Raw genomic sequence first — 17935 nt, forward strand, 5'->3', positions numbered from 1 at the left:
AGGTGTCTGGAAATATAGGGGCAAATCCAAAAACATGCGTTGGCTCCAGCCAGTTATCCGGCATTTGTACAGCCAGCACGCCATTGTGAGCCAGTAGCGATACCAGATGCGGGAACAAATCATAGTGATCGGGAACCCACTGCAACGAAGCATTTGCATATAGCAGTTCAAGAGGCTGCTCTGTCTGGAATTTACAGATATCCGCTTCAATAAAGCGGCATGTTGGTAATGCCTTGCGCGCCTCATTAAGCATGGCGGGTGAGGTATCAATCCCTGTTATTACAGCCGAGGGCCAGCGCTGATGCAGTAATGCCGTACTGTTTCCCGGACCACAGCCAAGATCGACGACTGAATGGACATTCTCTAACGCCACTCTGCTGAGTAAATCCGCAGCGGGTCTTGAACGTTCAGTTTCATATTGCAGATAAAGCGAAGGATTCCAGTCGGCCATGAATGAATCTCCAGTATGAGAGAAAAAGGCGGAAAGGGTTACATAAGTCCTTGCCGATGAGCCATTTCTTTTAGAAGATTATATGAAAATACAGGAGAAGGGCAGAAATATGCTGGAAACATCAAGACTGATTTTACGCCCGTGGGAAGCCAAAGACAAAGCCCCGTTTGCCGCGTTAAATGCCGATCCGGACGTGATGCGTTTTTTTCCGGCTCCGCTGCAACGAACGGAAAGCGACAACCTGACTGCCAGATTCCAGGAAGGCATTACAGAGCGCGGCTGGGGATTCTGGGCCGTTGAACTTAAAGAAACACACCAGTTTGTGGGGTGTGTAGGTTTACATCCACAACCTGATAAATTTCACTTTTCACCCTGTACCGAAATAGGCTGGCGTCTTGCTAAATCCTACTGGCATCAAGGGCTTGCATTGGAGGCCGCCGAGGCGTGCCTGACGTTTGCTTTCGAGGAGCTGGCGTTAAGTGAGGTGGTTTCATTTACTTCCGTACTGAATAAACCGTCAGAGCGTCTGATGATACGGTTGGGCATGAATAAAACTGAAGAGTTCGTGCATCCCGCGTTGCCCTCTGATCACCGGTTAGCACAACACATCCTGTATCGGAGGGTGGCAATTTGATTACCGTTATTACCTACTTGTCAAAGCTCACCAGAATTTTCTAATCACTGGCTCGTTAGAAATGTCCAAATGTTGAAAAGTCTGCTTAGCGCTGTGAGTTCAATGAGTCGATGCAACGCCATCCTTAATCAGGGGGGACGTTCATATGAACGGGCATCTCCGGTCATCTTCCCCCAGTACATTACGGTTATTTTGATGTCAGCAATTCATATTTTTATGCCCAGGCTTTTGCTATTTCAGATGAGCTGGTAACAAAAGCAATTACAGTACGGGCAGGCAACTGCGACCAGCTCACTGCCGTTTTTGCCACCGTATTCTCAGGCTTTTGCACCTCTTCGCGAATGAGAGTGAGGGTCATGATAAAGGACAGAAATATCAGCGCACCTGCACAGAAAAACGTGGTTCGAATACCGATCAGACCAGGAAGCCATCCTCCGGCAAGTGGACCGACAAGATTGCCAGCCATTACACCTGATGAAACAATCCCCAGCGCCCAGGCTGCACGGTCTCTGGGAGCCTGAACTGCGATAAGAATTGTCGCGCCGGATGAGTAGCCTCCAGCCAGGCCAACTTCTCTGCGAAAGCCGCCTCCGCCTTCTTGAGGCAATCAATTCAAGCAGACGTAGCCTAAGGGCGAGAGGTATTGCGATATCCTAATCAGTGTGGGACCAAAATCGGTGTAGCCGAGCAGCGTGCAGGCCGGACCACGATCCTCGAACCAGCGATGCTCACAGCCATCAATCTGGATGAGTTCTCCGGTGCAGGCCCGACGCGGTCGTGGCTGATGCACACGAGGCGGCCGCAACTTGCGGGGGATCCATAAACCAGCCTGTGTCATCGTATGCCGTCATGAGTCTCATCCTTTGAAAGCAGTGATCGCTGTGGTGAGACTGTAGCGCGGACATGTCTTATTGTCAGAAGACGGACATCTCAATTTAGCTACTACAACGTTAGTGCGCATAATGTATATTATGTTAAATTAAGTGATTCGCATAAAGTCATAGAATTAAGTCCCCATTAGTCTTTCGTTTGCTGGCATTTGGACATTGGTTGACACCACTACTAACAATCGCTTCTGAAGAGTTCTTCTATCGCGATTAGCCTGAAGTGTCAGGTTTGTCCGCCCTCTTCTTTTTACAGTTTCAGCGAACGTTCCTTGGAAGATCAGTGCCGATTTGGGCCATTGCTGGTCGTTCCGCTTTCTTGTAATCTGTCTCGTTGCATAACTGACAAAATCTGGAAATACCGAACTGGACTTCATATGAATGCTCGTACTTCAAAAGACCCTTTACATGGCGTAACGCTAGAAATGCAGGTCAATGCACTGGTTGATCGTTTTGGTTGGGCTGAGCTTGCTCAACGCATTAACATCAACAGCTTTAAAAATGAACCAAGCGTTAAATTCAGTTTAAAGTTTTTGCGCCGTACGCCGTGGGCGCGTGCTGAAGTTGAAGCGCTCTATCTTGATTCGCTGCATGACGTGACCCCGTTCAACAACACCGCACCTGCTATTGATCCCTGGGCTAACAGCCGCAACAAGAAAAAATAAGAGCAAAGTCTGATGCCAGCATCCGGTTTCTTTTCAGGAAAATATCAGAAAAAACTGGCGAATATCTTCGTCCGTTGCCATGCCAGATTACCGCGAACTAACCTGAAATGGTTCGCGGTACTTGTGGGCAGTATGTTGTTACTGGGCAGTTGCTCTTCACAGCCGCCCGCTCCCAAAGTCACCCCACTACCTCCGGTGAATAAACCGCAACAGATTAAGGAGCCGGTGCGCGGAATCTGGTTGGCGACGGTTTCCCGTCTGGACTGGCCGCCGATCTCATCAGTGAATGTCAGTTCCCCTGCCATCCGTATCAGCCTGCAGCAGAAAGCGTTGACGGATAAGCTGGATAACCTGAAACGTCTTGGCATCAACACCGTTTTTTTCCAGGTCAAACCCGATGGTACCGCATTGTGGCAATCTAAAATCTTGCCTTGGTCAGATACGCTAACCGGCACGATTGGTCAGGATCCGGGTTACGATCCGCTACAGTTTATGCTCGATGAAGCGCATAAACGCGGCATGAAAGTCCATGCCTGGTTTAACCCCTACCGCGTGTCCGTTAATATCAAACCGTCAACGATCACCGAATTAAACAGCACGCTGTCGCAGACGCCTTCCAGTGTTTATGTCCTGCATCGGGACTGGATCCGCACCTCGGGCGAGCGTTTCGTGTTAGATCCTGGTATTCCCGAAGTGCGCGACTGGATCACCAGCATCGTGGCGGAAGTGGTGGAACATTATCCGGTCGACGGCGTGCAGTTTGATGACTACTTCTATACCGAGTCTCCCGGTTCAGCGCTTAACGACAGCCAGACCTTCAGAAAATATGGTCAGGGGTTTGATTCCAAAGCTGACTGGCGGCGCGATAACACGCAACGACTGATCGCCCAGGTCTCGCGGACCATCAAGAAACTTAAGCCTGAGGTGGAGTTTGGCGTCAGCCCCGCGGGGGTGTGGCGCAATCGCTCTCACGATCCTGCGGGTTCCGACACCCGTGGCGCGGCAGCGTATGATGAATCCTATGCCGATACTCGTCGCTGGGTGCAATTAGGCTTGCTGGACTACATCGCCCCACAGTTGTACTGGCCTTTTGCCCGTGATGCGGCACGATACGATGTGCTGGCGAAATGGTGGGCAGATGTTGTGAAATCAACCAATACCCGCCTCTATATTGGTGTGGCGCTGTATAAGGTCGGCGAACCGTCTCGAAAAGAGCCGGACTGGACAGTTAAAGGCGGCGTGCCAGAACTGAAAAAGCAGCTCGATCTGAACGAGTCCGAACCACACATCAACGGCACCATCCTGTTTCGCGAAGATTATCTTAATCAGCCGCAAACGCAGGAGGCCGTAACCTATATTCGCAGCCGTTGGGGGCGTTAATGGTTATCTTTAGGCCAGTGTAGCGACTGTATCTGCATCACCGGGACAGTAATCGGCGGACATTATCATTAATTTGTTTCTGGATCGTATCCAGCGTGGTTTGCGTTATCTGATCGGGGTATTTGTCACTGGCGATAGCGCTCAGCCCTATCGCAAAGTGGCAGATCTTTTCGATTATGGCGTTCACCTCGTCAGCAGAGAGCTCAGCTTCCTGAACGCCAAGCAACTGAAGGTGCTTTCTTTCGATATCCAGCGCTTCCCCCAGCACGTCCATTTGGTGGTACCCGCCGGGTCCTTCACACCAGGTGACGTCGTAAGCCGGAGCCAGAGTCCAGTTTCCATCTGCTGACATTAAATAAGCAAAGTTCTTCGGATGATCGTCACGATTGTTGAATGCCACGTTGAAAACCACGCGTTCGAACGCTTTCGCTTTTTCTCTGACATCATTGGTACAGATCTGCGTGGCGCGCAGAAAATCCCGGTAATCTAAAGCGCCGGGTAACTGGTAATTTGCTCCGGTAAGTGCCGCCAGACTCTGCATTGGAATACGTATCGACTGGTCACGGTCGAAACGCCGGGTGGCAAATGCCGCTTGCCCGCCAGGCAGCTCAAAATATGCCGTATCGGGCGTGGTAATCTCACATTGACGCAAGCATTCAGCATAAACCGCTTCGATGGCACATACTTCAGCATGCTCATGCCTGGCGGGAAATTTAATCAGCCAGCTTTCGCTCCCTGGTAGCGGCGCAGTGGTAAATTTTGACGTGACAGTGTCACGATAAAGTAACGCTTTTGGCCTTGCCCCTTGTGGCGATCCGCCCATCTGAAGCAATTTTTGCAAGAATTCCCCGCCGTCTCCACTCAGGACTTCTTGCACCTCTGCGGCCAGTTGTTCGAGAGGAACATCCTCTTTTGAAATCTTCTCGACATCTGACTGAACGGGCTGGAATGTCATGGCGCCCATCGCGTTGTTGCCGACCCAGGTTAACCGCTCCAAAGGACCTATGCGCGCTGCGTTTAGTCCGCGACGTTTAAATAATCGGTCCATCAACAGCATACCCCAGCCATCAGGTAGCGAATCATAGACTGGTCCAGGTAATCCCAATTGATGAGCCGGGAAATCCCTGCGTAAACGTGGGCCGTTCAGTGGTAACATCAGCCGGGACAGTTCCAACCCTTTACGTATGGCGTCTTCACTGTATTCAAAGGCGATCAACGGGCGTCCGGTCAGGGCTGTGGAAGACACCAGTTTTCCCCACAACCATTTCTCACCCCAACCTTCATAAAAGACATCAACTTGTTCAGGCATCAGAATTTTTCCTTTTCACCCGCTGACGTACCGCGCTCTTCTCGTAACGCAAAATATCATCCAGACTGTCAATCCTGGGTTTGAATAAACCCTCCAGCGCATCGCCATAACCTAACACCATTGCGACTTTGACCAGATTCTCAAATCCTACGTTCTTACCTGTTTCCAGATTCGAAACGGTATTCACACCGACACCTGAACGCGCGGCAACCTCAGCCTGCGTCATTTGCCGCGCGAGTCGTTCTTTACGCAATCTGTCACAGAGTAGTTTGACGATATCAGCAGCCGTATTGAGTGTTAAATCCATAATATTGGCCCTTATTTGGATAAATGCCAGTTTACACACAATATTATAGAGTTAAGTCGAGATTAATACAAAGCGGATAACATATGTTTTAATGGATTTAACGCCACAAGTCCGTGATAAAACCCATTATAATGTATTTAAATCATGGTCGGGTGCGGTGATTAATCTGCCGCTATGCAGACTAAATGACCACGGTGCAGCTGGATCGCGCCCTGTCGTTTTAACCGGGCAAGCGTATCCATAATGGTGCTGCGAGAAAGTCCGGTTCGCTCCCTGATATATTGTACCGCCGGGATTCTTTTTTTGATGTCATCAGGCTCTTGTTGTAAAAGTTCAAGATGTCCCCAAACCATATCAGTTGCGGTTCGACTGGTGATTAGGCGATCGCGCTGGCTCATTACCTGAATAATATAGGCTTCAACTATTGCCACAGATTCCCAGAGTCGATCACGGTTAACGATAGTCATGAAATCCGTTTTCTTTACTACATGAGTAGTACATGGGCTGACCGCTTCAATATCATAAAAGTTATGCCCTGTAGGAAGAAAGAACTCGGCCATTCCCAGCATCATCGGTGCCTGCTGACTGGCCAGGATTAGCCCATCAGTGCGTCGGCGAATGACTATTCTACCTTCGGTCAACAACCAGATCCCGTTCTCCCCCTGAGAATCCATAATAAAAGAACCGCTACGATATAGCGATTGGGCTTCAGAAAGTGGCAGTAATGCGTTGAAAAGTTTGGTTATATTAGTCGCAAGGAGTTCTTCGCTGCTACCGGTTTGTTCAGTATTGCTGGTCATAGAAGGCTCAGTATAATTCACTAAATAATCTTATTAATGATTATCGGTAATAGAGAAAAAATCAAACCTGAAAAGTCCATTTTTGGATTTGATTATTAACATTAGCCTTACAAGAAAGTCTGATTTTATACTTGCAATACATTAAAACTACTTGCTAATAAAAATGCAGCGATAATGTCGGCCAATAAAAATGGTTCTTATTGGAGTTCCTATGTTGCTCAATTATTTATCATTAGCAATACTCATCCTGGTGTTCTTAATTATTTTTTATGGCGTATTAATCTTGCACGACATCCCGTACGAGATCGCTAAGAAACGCAACCACCCTCACCTCGATGCCATACATGTCGCGGGTTGGGTCAGTTTATTTACATTACATGCGATTTGGCCATTTCTCTGGATTTGGGCAACATTATACAGTGATAAGCATGGCTGGCATGGAAATACCTCAGGACATAATATCGCTGAGCTAAGCGCGCGGATTGCGATACTGGAAAAAACACATGAACAAACTAATAGCGCATACAGCCCGCAGGATCCAAAGGTAAATTAATCGTGGAAATATTATTAACATTAACCTACGCCGCTATCGTTTACGTCATTTTTAAAGTATTTAAGGTTCCGTTGAATAAGTGGACATTACCTTCAGCGGTATTGGGGGGCGTGGTCATGCTTGGGGCACTGATCCTTACCATGAATTATAATCATCCCTATACAGAAGATGCACAAAAATTGGTTGTGGGTATTCCCGTTGTTCCGCAAGTTACCGGGGTGGTTTCAGAAGTAACAGACAAAATTAACACACCAATAAAAAAAGGAGATGTCCTGTTTAAAATCGATCCTGCCCGTTATAAAGCTAAACTGGAAAAGCTTGAAGCGGACATTGTTACGGCAAAACATGATGTTTTGGCCCTTGAGGAGAAACGCAATAGCGCGCGACTGCAGCTAGAACAGGCCAGGGCTGAACGTGATAAATATTACAAAAACTATCAGCGCTACCAGAAAGGCAGTCAGGCAAAAGTGAACCCATTTACTGCCAATGATATTGATACTGCGCGCCAGGATTATCTGGCTCAGGACGCGGCGATGAACGCCGCCAATGCTGAACTGAACAGTATTCAGAAAGAACTCGACAGCACCATTCATGGACAAAACTCGCAGATCGCCAGTCTGCAAGCTCAAATTGATGAGGCTCGATTTAATTATGAGCAAACCATTGTTCGCGCCCCCAGCGACGGTTATGTCAGCCAATTACTGGTTCGTCCGGGAACCTATGCGTCGAGACTGCCTTTTAAGCCTGTTATGGTGTTTATTCCTGCGCACAAAAACCAAATTGTTGCGGCGTTTCGTCAAAATTCGATCTTACGTCTTAATGTGGGGGATGACGCTGAGATTGTCTTCAATGGCTTGCCGGGACAAGTAATACAAGGAAAAGTCGTCAGTGTTGCCCCCGTGATCCCTACCGGGGCTTATTATGCCCAGGGAACATTGCAATCCTTAAACGTCACACCGGGCAGTAACAAAGTGCTGGTCAGTATCGAAGTTGATAATAATCAGGCTGAACAGCAACTCCCAGACGGTGTTGCCGCTCAGGTTGCCGTCTATTCAGCTCAGCATTTTGAAGCATTATCATTGCTACGGAAAATACTCTTGCGCATGACCAGTTGGATGCACTACCTGTACCTTGATCATTAATCGACTGTCCGGGTGCAATGCCTGCACCCGGACTTCACTCGCTGCTCAGGCAGTAGTGGGTTCTGGTAATCTAAACGACGAGACCAGCAGCGCCAGTTGTTCCGCTTCCTCTTTTAGGGTCTGTGTACGTGCGGCGGCATCATCAATTAACGAGGCATTCTGCTGAACGGTGCTGTCCATTTCGGTAACGGCCAGCGTGACTTCGGAGACGCCTTTACGCTGTTCTTCGCCTGCAACGCGTATTTCCCCCATCAACTGACGCACCTGCCGTACGTTATTGACCAGTTCTCCCAGCCGTTCGCCTGCATTGTGAATTTGCTGACTTCCGCTACCAACATGAGATACAGATTCATCAATCAATGCTTTAATTTCCTGCGCGGCGGTGGCACTACGCTGGGCCAGCGTACGTACTTCAGAGGCGACAACCGCGAACCCTCTACCTGCATCGCCCGCTCTGGCGGCTTCAACGGCGGCGTTCAGGGCAAGAATATTGGTCTGGAACGCAATGCTGTCAATCACCGCGACAATTTCTACCATTCTCCCGGATGACGCGCTGACGTTATCCATTGTTGAGATCACGCCCTGCATGACATCACCACAGCGGTTGGCCGTTTGCGCGGTGCTATCGGATAGCTCATCTGCCAGTTGCGTATTACTGGCATTTTGGTGAACGGTCGCATTTAACTGTTCCATCGCCGCCGAACTCTCTTCCAGCGCAGCGGCCTGCTGCGTGACGCGAGATGAGAGTTCCATATTGCTGTCTGCCAGGCTGACGGCGTTATTCGCCACTACAACGCTGCTGCTTCTGACGGTGATCAGGATGGCTGATATTTTATCGACGAACAGATTAAACGCCTCGGCGATAGCCGAAATCTCATCTTTGCCGCGCACATCCAGACGACGGGTAAGATCGCCTTCGCCCTGCGCAATATCATCGAGCGCCTGGCGAGTATCATCGAGACGCGAAATCAGTCGGCGAACCACCAGCCAGGATCCCACCAGCAATAGCGTCATAATTGGGATCAACACTTCCAGCACGTCCTGCATCATCACTTTGGCGAGACCGACGATGCGTGATTCAGGCGTCACCAGCCCCACGACCCAGCCGGTATCCGCCATCGGGAATAGCATTACCCGGGTCGGCGTATTCAACACATTGTCGTTGGCAAGCGTAATCGTTTTCACACCATCTGCCGGACGTAAAGATTTAAGACCGTTTTCCACCGGGATAAGCCATTGCGCGCTTTGCGCCAGATCGTTAATGGTTTTGTGTTTTGTCAGGTCTGCCTGCGGGAAATAGAGAATTTGTCCCTGTTTATCCACCACGAACGCGTAACCACCGGTGCTGTTTCCCTGCTGTTGCATAAAGGTGGCAACGTTATCGAGACGAATATCGGTAGTGGCGACGCCGGCAAACTTACCGGCCAGTTGATAAGGAACGCTGCAGGTTACCATGTTGACCCCGGAACTGGCATCCTGGTAAACATCAGACCATAAGCAGCTGTTTTGTGAATGTCCCTTGGCATGCTGATACCAGCTTTCATTGTGGTATCCGCTTGATCCTTCGACGTTATAGTCGTTGGAGTACATCAGCTTTCCTTCAGCGTTACGCGCCCAGAAAAAGCTGCGCTTTTCTACGCCTGCGGTGAAAGCGTCTGGTTCTGGCCAAATGCCGCCGCCGGTAATGATCGACTCTTTATCTTCACCTATCAAATGTGGAACAACGCTTTGATATAGCGATTCATCGTTGGGCAGCACTTCGGCCAGTCGCGACAAACCGACGGTCTCACCTTCAATTCGCGACAACACGGTACTTAACTGACGGGTTAAACCTTGCCCCGTTTCTTCGATCAGGGCGGTATTGATTTCAACGACGCGCGGCTGCCCTCGCCAGAGCATAATCGCAACAATAACAAGTGTAGTGACTGCAAGCAGCAGAATGCCACCAATGGTTAAACGCGTTGAAATACGAGTAGGATACCAGGCCATACAAACTCCTTCTGCAAAAGGCTAACTTTTACCCAGTATCGGCACCGGCGTTTTTATCTTTATAAAGTTTCCTTAAGTATTGCAAAATAAATAAGTGACAGCGTCACAAATAGCAAAACCCAGCACTTTGGCTGGGTTTTAATAACGGTTTAATCTTATTTGGATAATTCTTTTTTGATTTCGTCTTTTATTTTGCTTAATTCGCTCTGCGGATGTTTTTTACAAAGCTCAACGGTCAGAGGGACAGCTGTAGTCACGGTTTCGTTATAGTCAACGTAATCACCACCTTTGAAATCTTCGTCTTCATTAAGCACCCAGAAAGCCACCGGAGCCATGGTCTGCGGGTTCAGATCGATGAACTCCTGGCAGCTCATGCCTTTCGGCGTCACTTCAGTTTTCGCGCTATCAGTGGCTGCATTGACGCTAACGCTGGTTAACAGCGCTGCGACCAGAATACCTGCTGTAGAAAGGGAGAATTTATTCATTGTAGTACTCCATTTATAATATAAATAATATCTACACTTGCGCTTCAAACCGTTAATGTAGTTCGCAAAAAATAATACCCCTACCGTCATAAGAATAAAGATTGCCATTATTGATATGGCTGAAAGTTATATTTCCCATTACTGATTCTGATGTTTGAGAGGAAATGTTGCCGACAATGTGATCGTTCCGACGAAATCAGCAGATTCATACCCCGCTCTTCTGTCGCTGCACCAAAACTGAACTACGCTGCACAAATGTTGATCATTAGTTAATGAATATGGTTTGTGTTTTAACAAAAACAGCCTGCGTGCCGCTGTCTGTGACTTGGCACGCGTCCTGCATTGTTAATTCACTAACAGTGAGCCGTAATCTGACAGACAACTAACAGCGAGAAGGTAATGACAGCGAAACCTGAATTATTTACCCGCATAGAACAGACCTTCAGCCAGCTTACGCCGAGCGAAAAGCGCGTAGCCGGGTGGCTGTTAGCCCATGGTGTACAGATCCCTTTTGAAACTGCGGATGGCATCGCTAAAGCGGCAGGAACCAGTGGCATTACCGTAGGACGCTATCTGCGTAAGCTGGGCTTTCGCAATCTGGAGGATGCAAAAGCCAGCCTGCGTGAGCTGCCGGTTGTCCCCTATCAACCCTGGGGAATGAACGAGCGGCTGGATTCCTGGCACCAGCAACAAAGCCTGCCGGATCGCGCACAGCAGTCGCTGTTACTGGAAATCGACGCCATTACCCACGTCTATCAACTCGCGCAAAGCGATACATTTTTACGCATTGCGCAGCAGCTGGCGCATGCGGAAGCGGTTTACATCCTTGGGATCCAGTCTACTCGTGGAATTGCTAACGCCTTTTTTAGTCACCTGGAATATCTGCGGCCTAAAGTCAGTTACTCCGAGGGGCTTTCCGGCAGTTGGGTCGAGTCGCTGAATTCGGGATTTAACCAGCCATACGTGGTGATCACCGACATGCGCGCCTACTCCGCCATCTCCCGACAATATTGCCGTGTTGCGACAGAACGTCAGATTCCGCTGGCGCTGATCACCGATGTGTGGTGTCCGTGGGCCAGGGATTATGACCTTGATTTACTTCAGGTAAAAACCGACACCGGACATTTCTGGGATTCTCTGGCTCCCGTGAGCTGTCTGTTCAACTTATTACTTTCTGCGGTGGTGGAGCAACTTGGTGATTCCCTCGCAGGACGCCTGCAAACCAATCGCCAGTTACAACAACAGTTTGGTCAATTCGAACAATAAACAGGAAATGTGCTATGTCAGAAACCCCAGAACTGGTCGATCTGTCGGTGATATTCCCGTCGCTGTATATCGATCTCAAATACGCCACTGCCGACAACATTACCGGCGCGCCTATCTACCGGGAAGCGCGCTGCCTGTTACACAGCGAGGCGGTAACCGCGCTGGCTAAAAGCATTAGTATCGCGCAACTGGCGGGCCTGAAGCTTGTAGTGTATGACGCGTATCGCCCCCAGCAGGCGCAGGCGGTGCTGTGGAATGCGTGCCCGGATCCCCAGTACGTCGTCGATGTGGCGATTGGATCCAATCACAGCCGCGGGACGGCCATCGACGTTACGCTGATGGACGAGCGTGGCAATGTTCTCGATATGGGCGCGGGTTTTGATGAGATGCACGACCGTTCCCATGCCTGGCACCCCTCTGTTCCACCAGCCGCACAGCGTAACCGGTTACTACTCAACGCCATTATGTTCGGTGGCGGTTTTGTCGGCATCAACAGCGAGTGGTGGCATTTTGAATTACCTGATGCCGCCCGCTACCCGCTGCTTGACGACCAGATAGCCTGTTTCCCTGTTCCCCCCATAACAACACAACATCCCTTTTAATTCTGGAGCCTGGTTATGAAGACTACACCTGCGTTAAATGCGTTTTTTCGCCCCGCTCTGATCGCCGTTGCGCTGGCATTTGCCCTGCCTGCCGCGCAGGCCGCCGTGCCTAAAGATATGCTGGTCATCGGTAAAGCCGCCGATCCGCAAACGCTCGACCCGGCCGTGACCATCGATAACAACGACTGGACGGTCACCTATCCCTCTTATCAACGTTTGGTTCAGTACAAAACCGAAGGCGGTAAAGGCTCCACGGAAGTTGAAGGTGATTTAGCCAGCGGCTGGAAAGCCTCTGACGATCAGAAAGAGTGGACGTTTACCCTGAAAAACGATGCCAAATTCGCCGACGGTACGCCCGTGACGGCGGATGCGGTGAAACAATCCTTTGAGCGCCTGCTCAAAATTGGCCAGGGACCCGCGGAAGCATTTCCGAAAGATCTGAAGATTGAGGCCATTGATGACAACACGGTGAAATTTACCCTCAGCCAGCCGTTCGCGCCATTCCTGTATACGCTGGCAAATGACGGGGCCTCAATTATCAACCCGGCAATCTTAAAAGAGCATGCCGCAGACGATGCCCGCGGATTCCTGGCGCAGAACACGGCAGGCTCCGGTCCCTTCATGCTGAAAAGCTGGCAAAAAGGACAGCAGCTGGTGCTGGTGCCAAACCCGCATTATTCCGGGCCCAAACCAGCGTTTAAGCGGGTTTCGGTAAAAATCATTGGTGAAAGCGCCTCCCGTCGCCTGCAATTGTCGCGTGGCGATATCGATATTGCCGATGCGCTTCCTGTCGACCAACTTGCCGCTTTAAAACAGGAAGGCAAAGTTAACGTAGCGGATTATCCCTCACTGCGCGTGACCTATCTGTATCTGAACAACAGTAAAGCGCCGCTCAATCAGGTGGATTTACGCCGCGCCATCTCGTGGGCCACCGATTATAAGGGCATGGTGAATGGGATCCTCAGTGGCAATGGTAAACAGATGCGCGGTCCGATCCCTGAAGGTATGTGGGGTTTTGATGACAAGGCTATGCAATACAGTTTTGATGAAGCCAAAGCGAAAGCTGCATGGGACAAAGTCACGAGCAAACCCGAAAGCCTGAGCTTCTTGTATTCAGATAATGACCCTAACTGGGAACCGATTGCCCTCTCAACCCAGGCCAGTCTCAACAAGCTGGGTATTAAGGTGAAGCTGGAAAAACTGGCGAATGCCACCATGCGTGACCGTGTGGGTAAAGGGGATTACGACATTGCTATCGGCAACTGGAGTCCGGATTTCGCCGACCCGTACATGTTTATGAACTACTGGTTTGAGTCAGATAAAAAAGGTCTGCCGGGTAACCGTTCGTTCTACGAAAATAGTGAGGTCGATAAGCTGCTGCGTAGCGCATTAGCCACCACCGATCCGGTCGCCAGAACCAATGATTACCATCAGGCGCAAACCATCGTGATTGATGAAGCGGCCTACGTCTATTTATTCCAGAAAAACTATCAACTGGCGATGAACAAAGACGTCAAAGGATTTGTATTTAACCCCATGCTGGAACAGGTCTTCAACATCTCCACCATGAGTAAATAAGCCACGTTGATGCGGAGCCACTCAGGCTCCGCAAGGGGAAGCTAATGACGTTCTGGAGCATTTTACGCCAGCGATGCTGGGGTCTTATTCTGGTGGTTATCGGTGTTTGCGTGATCACCTTTATTATTTCGCACCTGATCCCAGGCGACCCCGCGCGGTTGCTGGCGGGCGATCGCGCCAGCGATGAGATAGTCGAAAATATTCGCCAACAACTGGGGCTGAACCAGCCGCTATATGTGCAGTTCTTTCGCTATGTGAGCGATATCTTTCAGGGCGATTTAGGCATTTCCATTCGCACCGGTCGTCCGGTACTGGATGAGCTGCGTATCTTCTTTCCCGCTACTCTGGAGTTGGCTTTCTGCTCTTTGCTGCTGGCGCTGGTGATCGGTATTCCGTTAGGTATTTTATCTGCGGTCTGGCGCAACCGTTGGCTTGATCACCTCGTTCGCCTGATGGCGATTACCGGCATCTCCACGCCTGCATTCTGGCTGGGGCTGGGGGTTATCGTGCTGTTTTACGGTCATCTGCAAATTTTGCCCGGCGGTGGTCGGTTAGACGACTGGCTGGATCCACCGGCTCATGTCACTGGGTTCTACCTGATTGATGCCCTGCTGGAAGGCAATGGTGAAGTCTTTTTCAATGCGCTCCAGCACCTGATCCTACCATCACTGACGCTGGCTTTTGTGCACTTAGGGATCGTTGCCCGCCAGATTCGCTCCGCTATGCTGGAGCAACTGAGTGAAGATTACATTCGTACCGCGCGCGCCAGCGGGCTGCCGGGCTGGTACATCGTGTTGTGTTACGCGTTGCCGAATGCGCTTATCCCATCAATAACGGTTCTCGGCCTGGCATTGGGCGATCTGCTCTACGGTGCGGTACTCACCGAAACGGTATTCGCCTGGCCTGGAATGGGCGCCTGGGTAGTAACGTCGATCCAGGCGCTCGACTTCCCGGCGGTGATGGGATTTGCCGTAGTGGTCTCTTTCGCTTATGTGCTGGTCAACCTGGTGGTGGATTTACTCTACCTGTGGATTGACCCACGAATTGGACGCGGGGGTGCTGAATGATGCTCACCCAAGAAACACCGACCGCCCCGCAGACATCACGCCGTCGCACGGACTGGGCGAAATTGTTCTGGATGATGAAAAGCAGCCCGCTGACGCTGGTAGGCGGGGTCATCATTGTACTGATACTGTTGCTGATGGTGCTGTCACCGTGGATTACGCCTTACGATCCTAATGCCATCAATTTAAGTGCGCGCCTGCTGCCACCATCTGCCGCTCACTGGTTTGGTACCGATGAAGTGGGCCGCGATCTGTTCAGCCGCGTACTGGTCGGAAGCCAGCAGTCGGTCGTCGCTGGTCTGGTGGTGGTGGGAATTGCCGGTGGGTTGGGTTCGCTGCTGGGTTGTCTGTCTGGTGTCATGGGCGGACGCGCCGATGCCATCATTATGCGAATAATGGACATCATGCTGTCCATCCCTTCGCTGGTGCTGACGATGGCACTGGCCGCCGCGCTGGGACCCAGCCTGTTCAACGCCATGCTGGCAATTGCAGTCGTACGTATTCCTTTTTATGTGCGCCTTGCCCGCGGCCAGACGTTAGTGGTGCGCCAGTTTACCTATGTGCAGGCTGCGCGGACCTACGGCGCTTCACGCTGGCATCTGATTAGCTGGCACATTTTACGTAACTCTCTGCCACCGCTGATTGTGCAGGCATCGCTGGATATCGGCAGTGCGATCCTGATGGCCGCCACGCTCGGGTTTATTGGTCTGGGCGCACAGCAACCCAGCGCGGAATGGGGGGCGATGGTGGCGATTGGCCGCAACTACGTGCTTGATCAGTGGTGGTATTGCGCCTTTCCCGGTGCCGCAATTTTGATTACCGCCGTGGGCTTTAATCTTTTTGGCGATGGTATTCGCGACCTGCTGGATCCAAAAGCCGGAGGAAAACAGTCATGACACAACCCGTACTGGAAATTGAGGATTTGCATCTGAGTTTCCCCGGCTATAAAGCTGACGTGCATGCGCTGAATCATGTTTCGCTGCATATCAACCGTGGAGAAATTGTCGGCGTGGTCGGTGAATCCGGTTCCGGCAAGTCCGTGACGGCGATGCTTACCATGCGGCTGCTGCCGGAGGGCAGTTATCATATTCACCAGGGACGCGTTTCGCTGCTGGGTGAAGATGTGCTCAACGCCAGCGAAAAGCAGATGCGCCAATGGCGTGGCGCACGCGTCGCCATGATCTTCCAGGAGCCCATGACCGCGCTTAATCCCACGCGACGTATCGGCCAGCAGATGGTGGAAGTTATCCGCCATCACCAGGCGTTAAGCCGCGCGGATGCTCGCCAGAAAGCCATCGCTTTACTGGAGGAGATGCAAATTCCGGACGCGGCGGAAGTGATGAAACGTTTCCCGTTTGAGCTTTCCGGCGGTATGCGCCAGCGGGTGATGATTGCGCTGGCCTTTTCCTGCGAGCCGGAACTGATCATTGCCGATGAACCGACCACCGCACTTGACGTCACGGTACAACTGCAGGTGCTGCGTTTGCTGAAGCTAAAAGCGCGCGCCAGCGGGACAGCGGTGCTATTTATCAGCCATGATATGGCGGTGGTTTCACAATTGTGCGACCGGTTATACGTCATGTATGCCGGAAGCGTGATTGAGAGCGGCCCAACACCAACCGTTATTCAGCATCCGACGCACCCCTATTCCATCGGCTTGCTGAAATGTGCGCCGGAACACGGCGAACCGCGCGCATTGCTGCCTGCCATTCCCGGCACCGTACCGAATTTAACCCGCTTACCGACCGGATGCGCATTTCGTGAGCGCTGTTTTGCGGCTGGCCCTCGCTGTGACGAGACGCCTGCATTAAGCAGTCAGGGAGGCGCGGATCAACAATCTGCCTGCTGGTATCCGCAACTGGAGACAACACATGTCTGAATTTTTACTGGCCCTGCAGGATGTTCATGTCAGCTTTCCCGCGCGTAAAAACTGGCTCGGCAAGGTTACCGAACGGGTGCATGCGATCAACGGTCTGAATTTACAGATTCGTCAGGGAGAAACGCTGGGGATTGTCGGTGAGTCGGGCTGCGGAAAAAGTACGCTGGCGCAACTGCTGATGGGGATGCTGCAACCGAGTCAGGGAAACTACTCTCGCCACAATGACAAGCAGCACAGCGGCATGCAGATGGTCTTTCAGGACCCGCTTTCATCGCTTGATCCGCGTTTGCCGGTGTGGCGAATTATCACCGAACCGGTGTGGATCCAGAAACGAAGCTCCGAGCGTGAACGCCGCATTCTTGCCGAAGATTTGGCGCAACAGGTAGGGATCCGCCCTGAATATCTCGACCGTCTGCCGCATGCGTTCTCCGGCGGGCAGCGTCAGCGTATTGCCATTGCCCGGGCGTTGTCGTCTGAGCCGGACGTGATCGTACTGGATGAACCCACTTCGGCGCTGGATATTTCCGTGCAGGCGCAAATTCTTAACCTGCTGGTGTCATTGCAGGCCCGCAGAAATCTGACCTATGTGCTGATATCGCATAACGTGTCGGTGGTTCGCCATATGAGCGATCGCGTGGCGGTGATGTACCTTGGGCAAATTGTTGAACTGGGCGAAACGCAGCAGGTTCTTACTCATCCTGCTCATCCCTACACGCGATTATTACTGGACTCCGTCCCTAAAACGGGAGCACCGCTGGCGGAGGATTTAGTGTTACGGAAAACCGAACTACCGGGGAACCGAACGCTGCCTGAGGGCTGTTTTTTTCGTGACAGATGTCCGTTGGCGATCCGTGGCTGTGAGAATAAACAGATCTTGCGGTCCAGCGAATCAGGATGTGAGGTTCGCTGCTGGCGGGCGGTTAACGTGAGCTGAACGCGGCGGAAAC

General features: G+C 51.2%; 18 protein-coding genes and 2 pseudogenes. 12 read left to right on the top strand and 8 right to left on the bottom strand.

The features are described 5' to 3' along the window. A partial coding sequence (locus FDX14_RS21525; protein ID WP_137350207.1) for a methyltransferase domain-containing protein occupies window positions 1-451 on the bottom strand: 451 nt, incomplete at its 3' end. A 109-nt stretch (window positions 452-560) separates the two neighbouring features. On the opposite strand from FDX14_RS21525, the gene FDX14_RS21530 reads away from it, so the two are divergent. Continuing rightward, window positions 561-1085 (top strand): GNAT family N-acetyltransferase, encoded by a 525-nt coding sequence (locus FDX14_RS21530; protein WP_137350208.1) that lies wholly within the window; start codon window positions 561-563, stop codon window positions 1083-1085. Between the two features lie 259 nt (window positions 1086-1344). Here FDX14_RS21530 and FDX14_RS21535 read toward each other — a convergent pair. Together FDX14_RS21535 and FDX14_RS25545 are read right to left on the bottom strand one after the other, a co-directional pair. After that, a pseudogene (locus tag FDX14_RS21535) lies at window positions 1345-1671 on the bottom strand (MFS transporter); the annotation flags it as partial. Between the two features lie 87 nt (window positions 1672-1758). Next, window positions 1759-1932: pseudogene (locus FDX14_RS25545) on the bottom strand (ISNCY family transposase); the annotation flags it as partial. A gap of 414 nt (window positions 1933-2346) precedes the next feature. Between FDX14_RS25545 and FDX14_RS21545 the strand changes: the two are divergent. Together FDX14_RS21545 and FDX14_RS21550 are read left to right on the top strand one after the other, a co-directional pair. After that, window positions 2347-2634 (top strand): VF530 family protein, encoded by a 288-nt coding sequence (locus FDX14_RS21545; protein WP_137350209.1) that lies wholly within the window; start codon window positions 2347-2349, stop codon window positions 2632-2634. Window positions 2635-2646: 12 nt separating this feature from the next. Next, the gene (locus tag FDX14_RS21550; RefSeq protein WP_042308408.1) at window positions 2647-4014 is read left to right on the top strand and encodes a glycoside hydrolase family 10-like protein; all 1368 of its coding nucleotides are present in this window, start codon (window positions 2647-2649) and stop codon (window positions 4012-4014) included. A gap of 37 nt (window positions 4015-4051) precedes the next feature. Here the strand turns inward: FDX14_RS21550 and FDX14_RS21555 are convergent, their stop codons facing one another. The 3 genes from FDX14_RS21555 to FDX14_RS21565 all read right to left on the bottom strand — a co-directional run bounded on the left by FDX14_RS21555 (window position 4052) and on the right by FDX14_RS21565 (window position 6430). Next, window positions 4052-5323, bottom strand: a complete 1272-nt coding sequence (locus tag FDX14_RS21555; protein ID WP_061381337.1) for a type II toxin-antitoxin system HipA family toxin — start codon at window positions 5321-5323, stop codon at window positions 4052-4054. Next, complete coding sequence (locus tag FDX14_RS21560) at window positions 5316-5630, bottom strand: helix-turn-helix domain-containing protein (RefSeq protein ID WP_042308404.1); 315 nt, start codon at window positions 5628-5630, stop codon at window positions 5316-5318. Before FDX14_RS21560 ends, FDX14_RS21555 begins: the two co-directional genes overlap by 8 nt. A 161-nt stretch (window positions 5631-5791) precedes the next feature. Next, window positions 5792-6430 carry a helix-turn-helix domain-containing protein gene (locus FDX14_RS21565; RefSeq protein ID WP_052511176.1) on the bottom strand — a complete coding sequence of 213 codons (639 nt, stop codon included), beginning with the start codon at window positions 6428-6430 and terminating at the stop codon, window positions 5792-5794. Between the two features lie 211 nt (window positions 6431-6641). On the opposite strand from FDX14_RS21565, the gene FDX14_RS21570 reads away from it, so the two are divergent. Both FDX14_RS21570 and FDX14_RS21575 read left to right on the top strand, forming a co-directional pair. After that, on the top strand, window positions 6642-6983 hold the full coding sequence (locus FDX14_RS21570; protein ID WP_042308402.1) for a DUF3302 domain-containing protein: 342 nt from the start codon (window positions 6642-6644) through the stop codon (window positions 6981-6983). Between the two features lie 2 nt (window positions 6984-6985). Beyond that, on the top strand, window positions 6986-8125 hold the full coding sequence (locus FDX14_RS21575; RefSeq protein WP_061381336.1) for an HlyD family secretion protein: 1140 nt from the start codon (window positions 6986-6988) through the stop codon (window positions 8123-8125). 45 nt (window positions 8126-8170) lie between these two features. Here the strand turns inward: FDX14_RS21575 and FDX14_RS21580 are convergent, their stop codons facing one another. Together FDX14_RS21580 and hdeB are read right to left on the bottom strand one after the other, a co-directional pair. Next, window positions 8171-10114: a methyl-accepting chemotaxis protein gene (locus FDX14_RS21580; RefSeq protein WP_061381335.1), complete on the bottom strand. Its 1944-nt coding sequence runs from the start codon at window positions 10112-10114 to the stop codon at window positions 8171-8173. A 155-nt stretch (window positions 10115-10269) separates the two neighbouring features. After that, window positions 10270-10599: an acid-activated periplasmic chaperone HdeB gene (gene hdeB / locus FDX14_RS21585; protein WP_032939734.1), complete on the bottom strand. Its 330-nt coding sequence runs from the start codon at window positions 10597-10599 to the stop codon at window positions 10270-10272. Between the two features lie 399 nt (window positions 10600-10998). Between hdeB and FDX14_RS21590 the strand changes: the two genes are divergently transcribed. The 7 genes from FDX14_RS21590 to FDX14_RS21620 are packed head-to-tail and all read left to right on the top strand — an operon-like array spanning window position 10999 to window position 17922. After that, complete coding sequence (locus FDX14_RS21590) at window positions 10999-11865, top strand: MurR/RpiR family transcriptional regulator (protein ID WP_061381334.1); 867 nt, start codon at window positions 10999-11001, stop codon at window positions 11863-11865. A 14-nt stretch (window positions 11866-11879) separates the two neighbouring features. After that, window positions 11880-12467, top strand: a complete 588-nt coding sequence (gene ddpX, locus FDX14_RS21595; protein ID WP_137350210.1) for a D-alanyl-D-alanine dipeptidase — start codon at window positions 11880-11882, stop codon at window positions 12465-12467. Between the two features lie 15 nt (window positions 12468-12482). Next, window positions 12483-14045, top strand: a complete 1563-nt coding sequence (locus FDX14_RS21600; RefSeq protein WP_137350211.1) for an ABC transporter substrate-binding protein — start codon at window positions 12483-12485, stop codon at window positions 14043-14045. A gap of 44 nt (window positions 14046-14089) precedes the next feature. Further along, complete coding sequence (locus FDX14_RS21605; RefSeq protein ID WP_042308389.1) at window positions 14090-15112, top strand: ABC transporter permease; 1023 nt, start codon at window positions 14090-14092, stop codon at window positions 15110-15112. Continuing rightward, window positions 15109-16005 carry a D,D-dipeptide ABC transporter permease gene (gene ddpC, locus FDX14_RS21610; protein WP_042308386.1) on the top strand — a complete coding sequence of 299 codons (897 nt, stop codon included), beginning with the start codon at window positions 15109-15111 and terminating at the stop codon, window positions 16003-16005. The genes FDX14_RS21605 and ddpC overlap by 4 nt, the downstream gene beginning before the upstream one ends. Beyond that, a complete protein-coding gene (locus tag FDX14_RS21615) occupies window positions 16002-16988 on the top strand; it encodes an ABC transporter ATP-binding protein (protein WP_042308384.1) in 987 nt (328 codons plus the stop codon). The genes ddpC and FDX14_RS21615 overlap by 4 nt, the downstream gene beginning before the upstream one ends. After that, a complete protein-coding gene (locus FDX14_RS21620) occupies window positions 16981-17922 on the top strand; it encodes an ABC transporter ATP-binding protein (protein WP_137350212.1) in 942 nt (313 codons plus the stop codon). Before FDX14_RS21615 ends, FDX14_RS21620 begins: the two co-directional genes overlap by 8 nt. Window positions 17923-17935: the final 13 nt, after the last annotated feature.

It is taken from the genome of Citrobacter sp. wls710, assembly GCF_005281115.1.
In the GTDB taxonomy this organism is placed as follows: Bacteria; Pseudomonadota; Gammaproteobacteria; order Enterobacterales; family Enterobacteriaceae; genus Citrobacter; species Citrobacter werkmanii.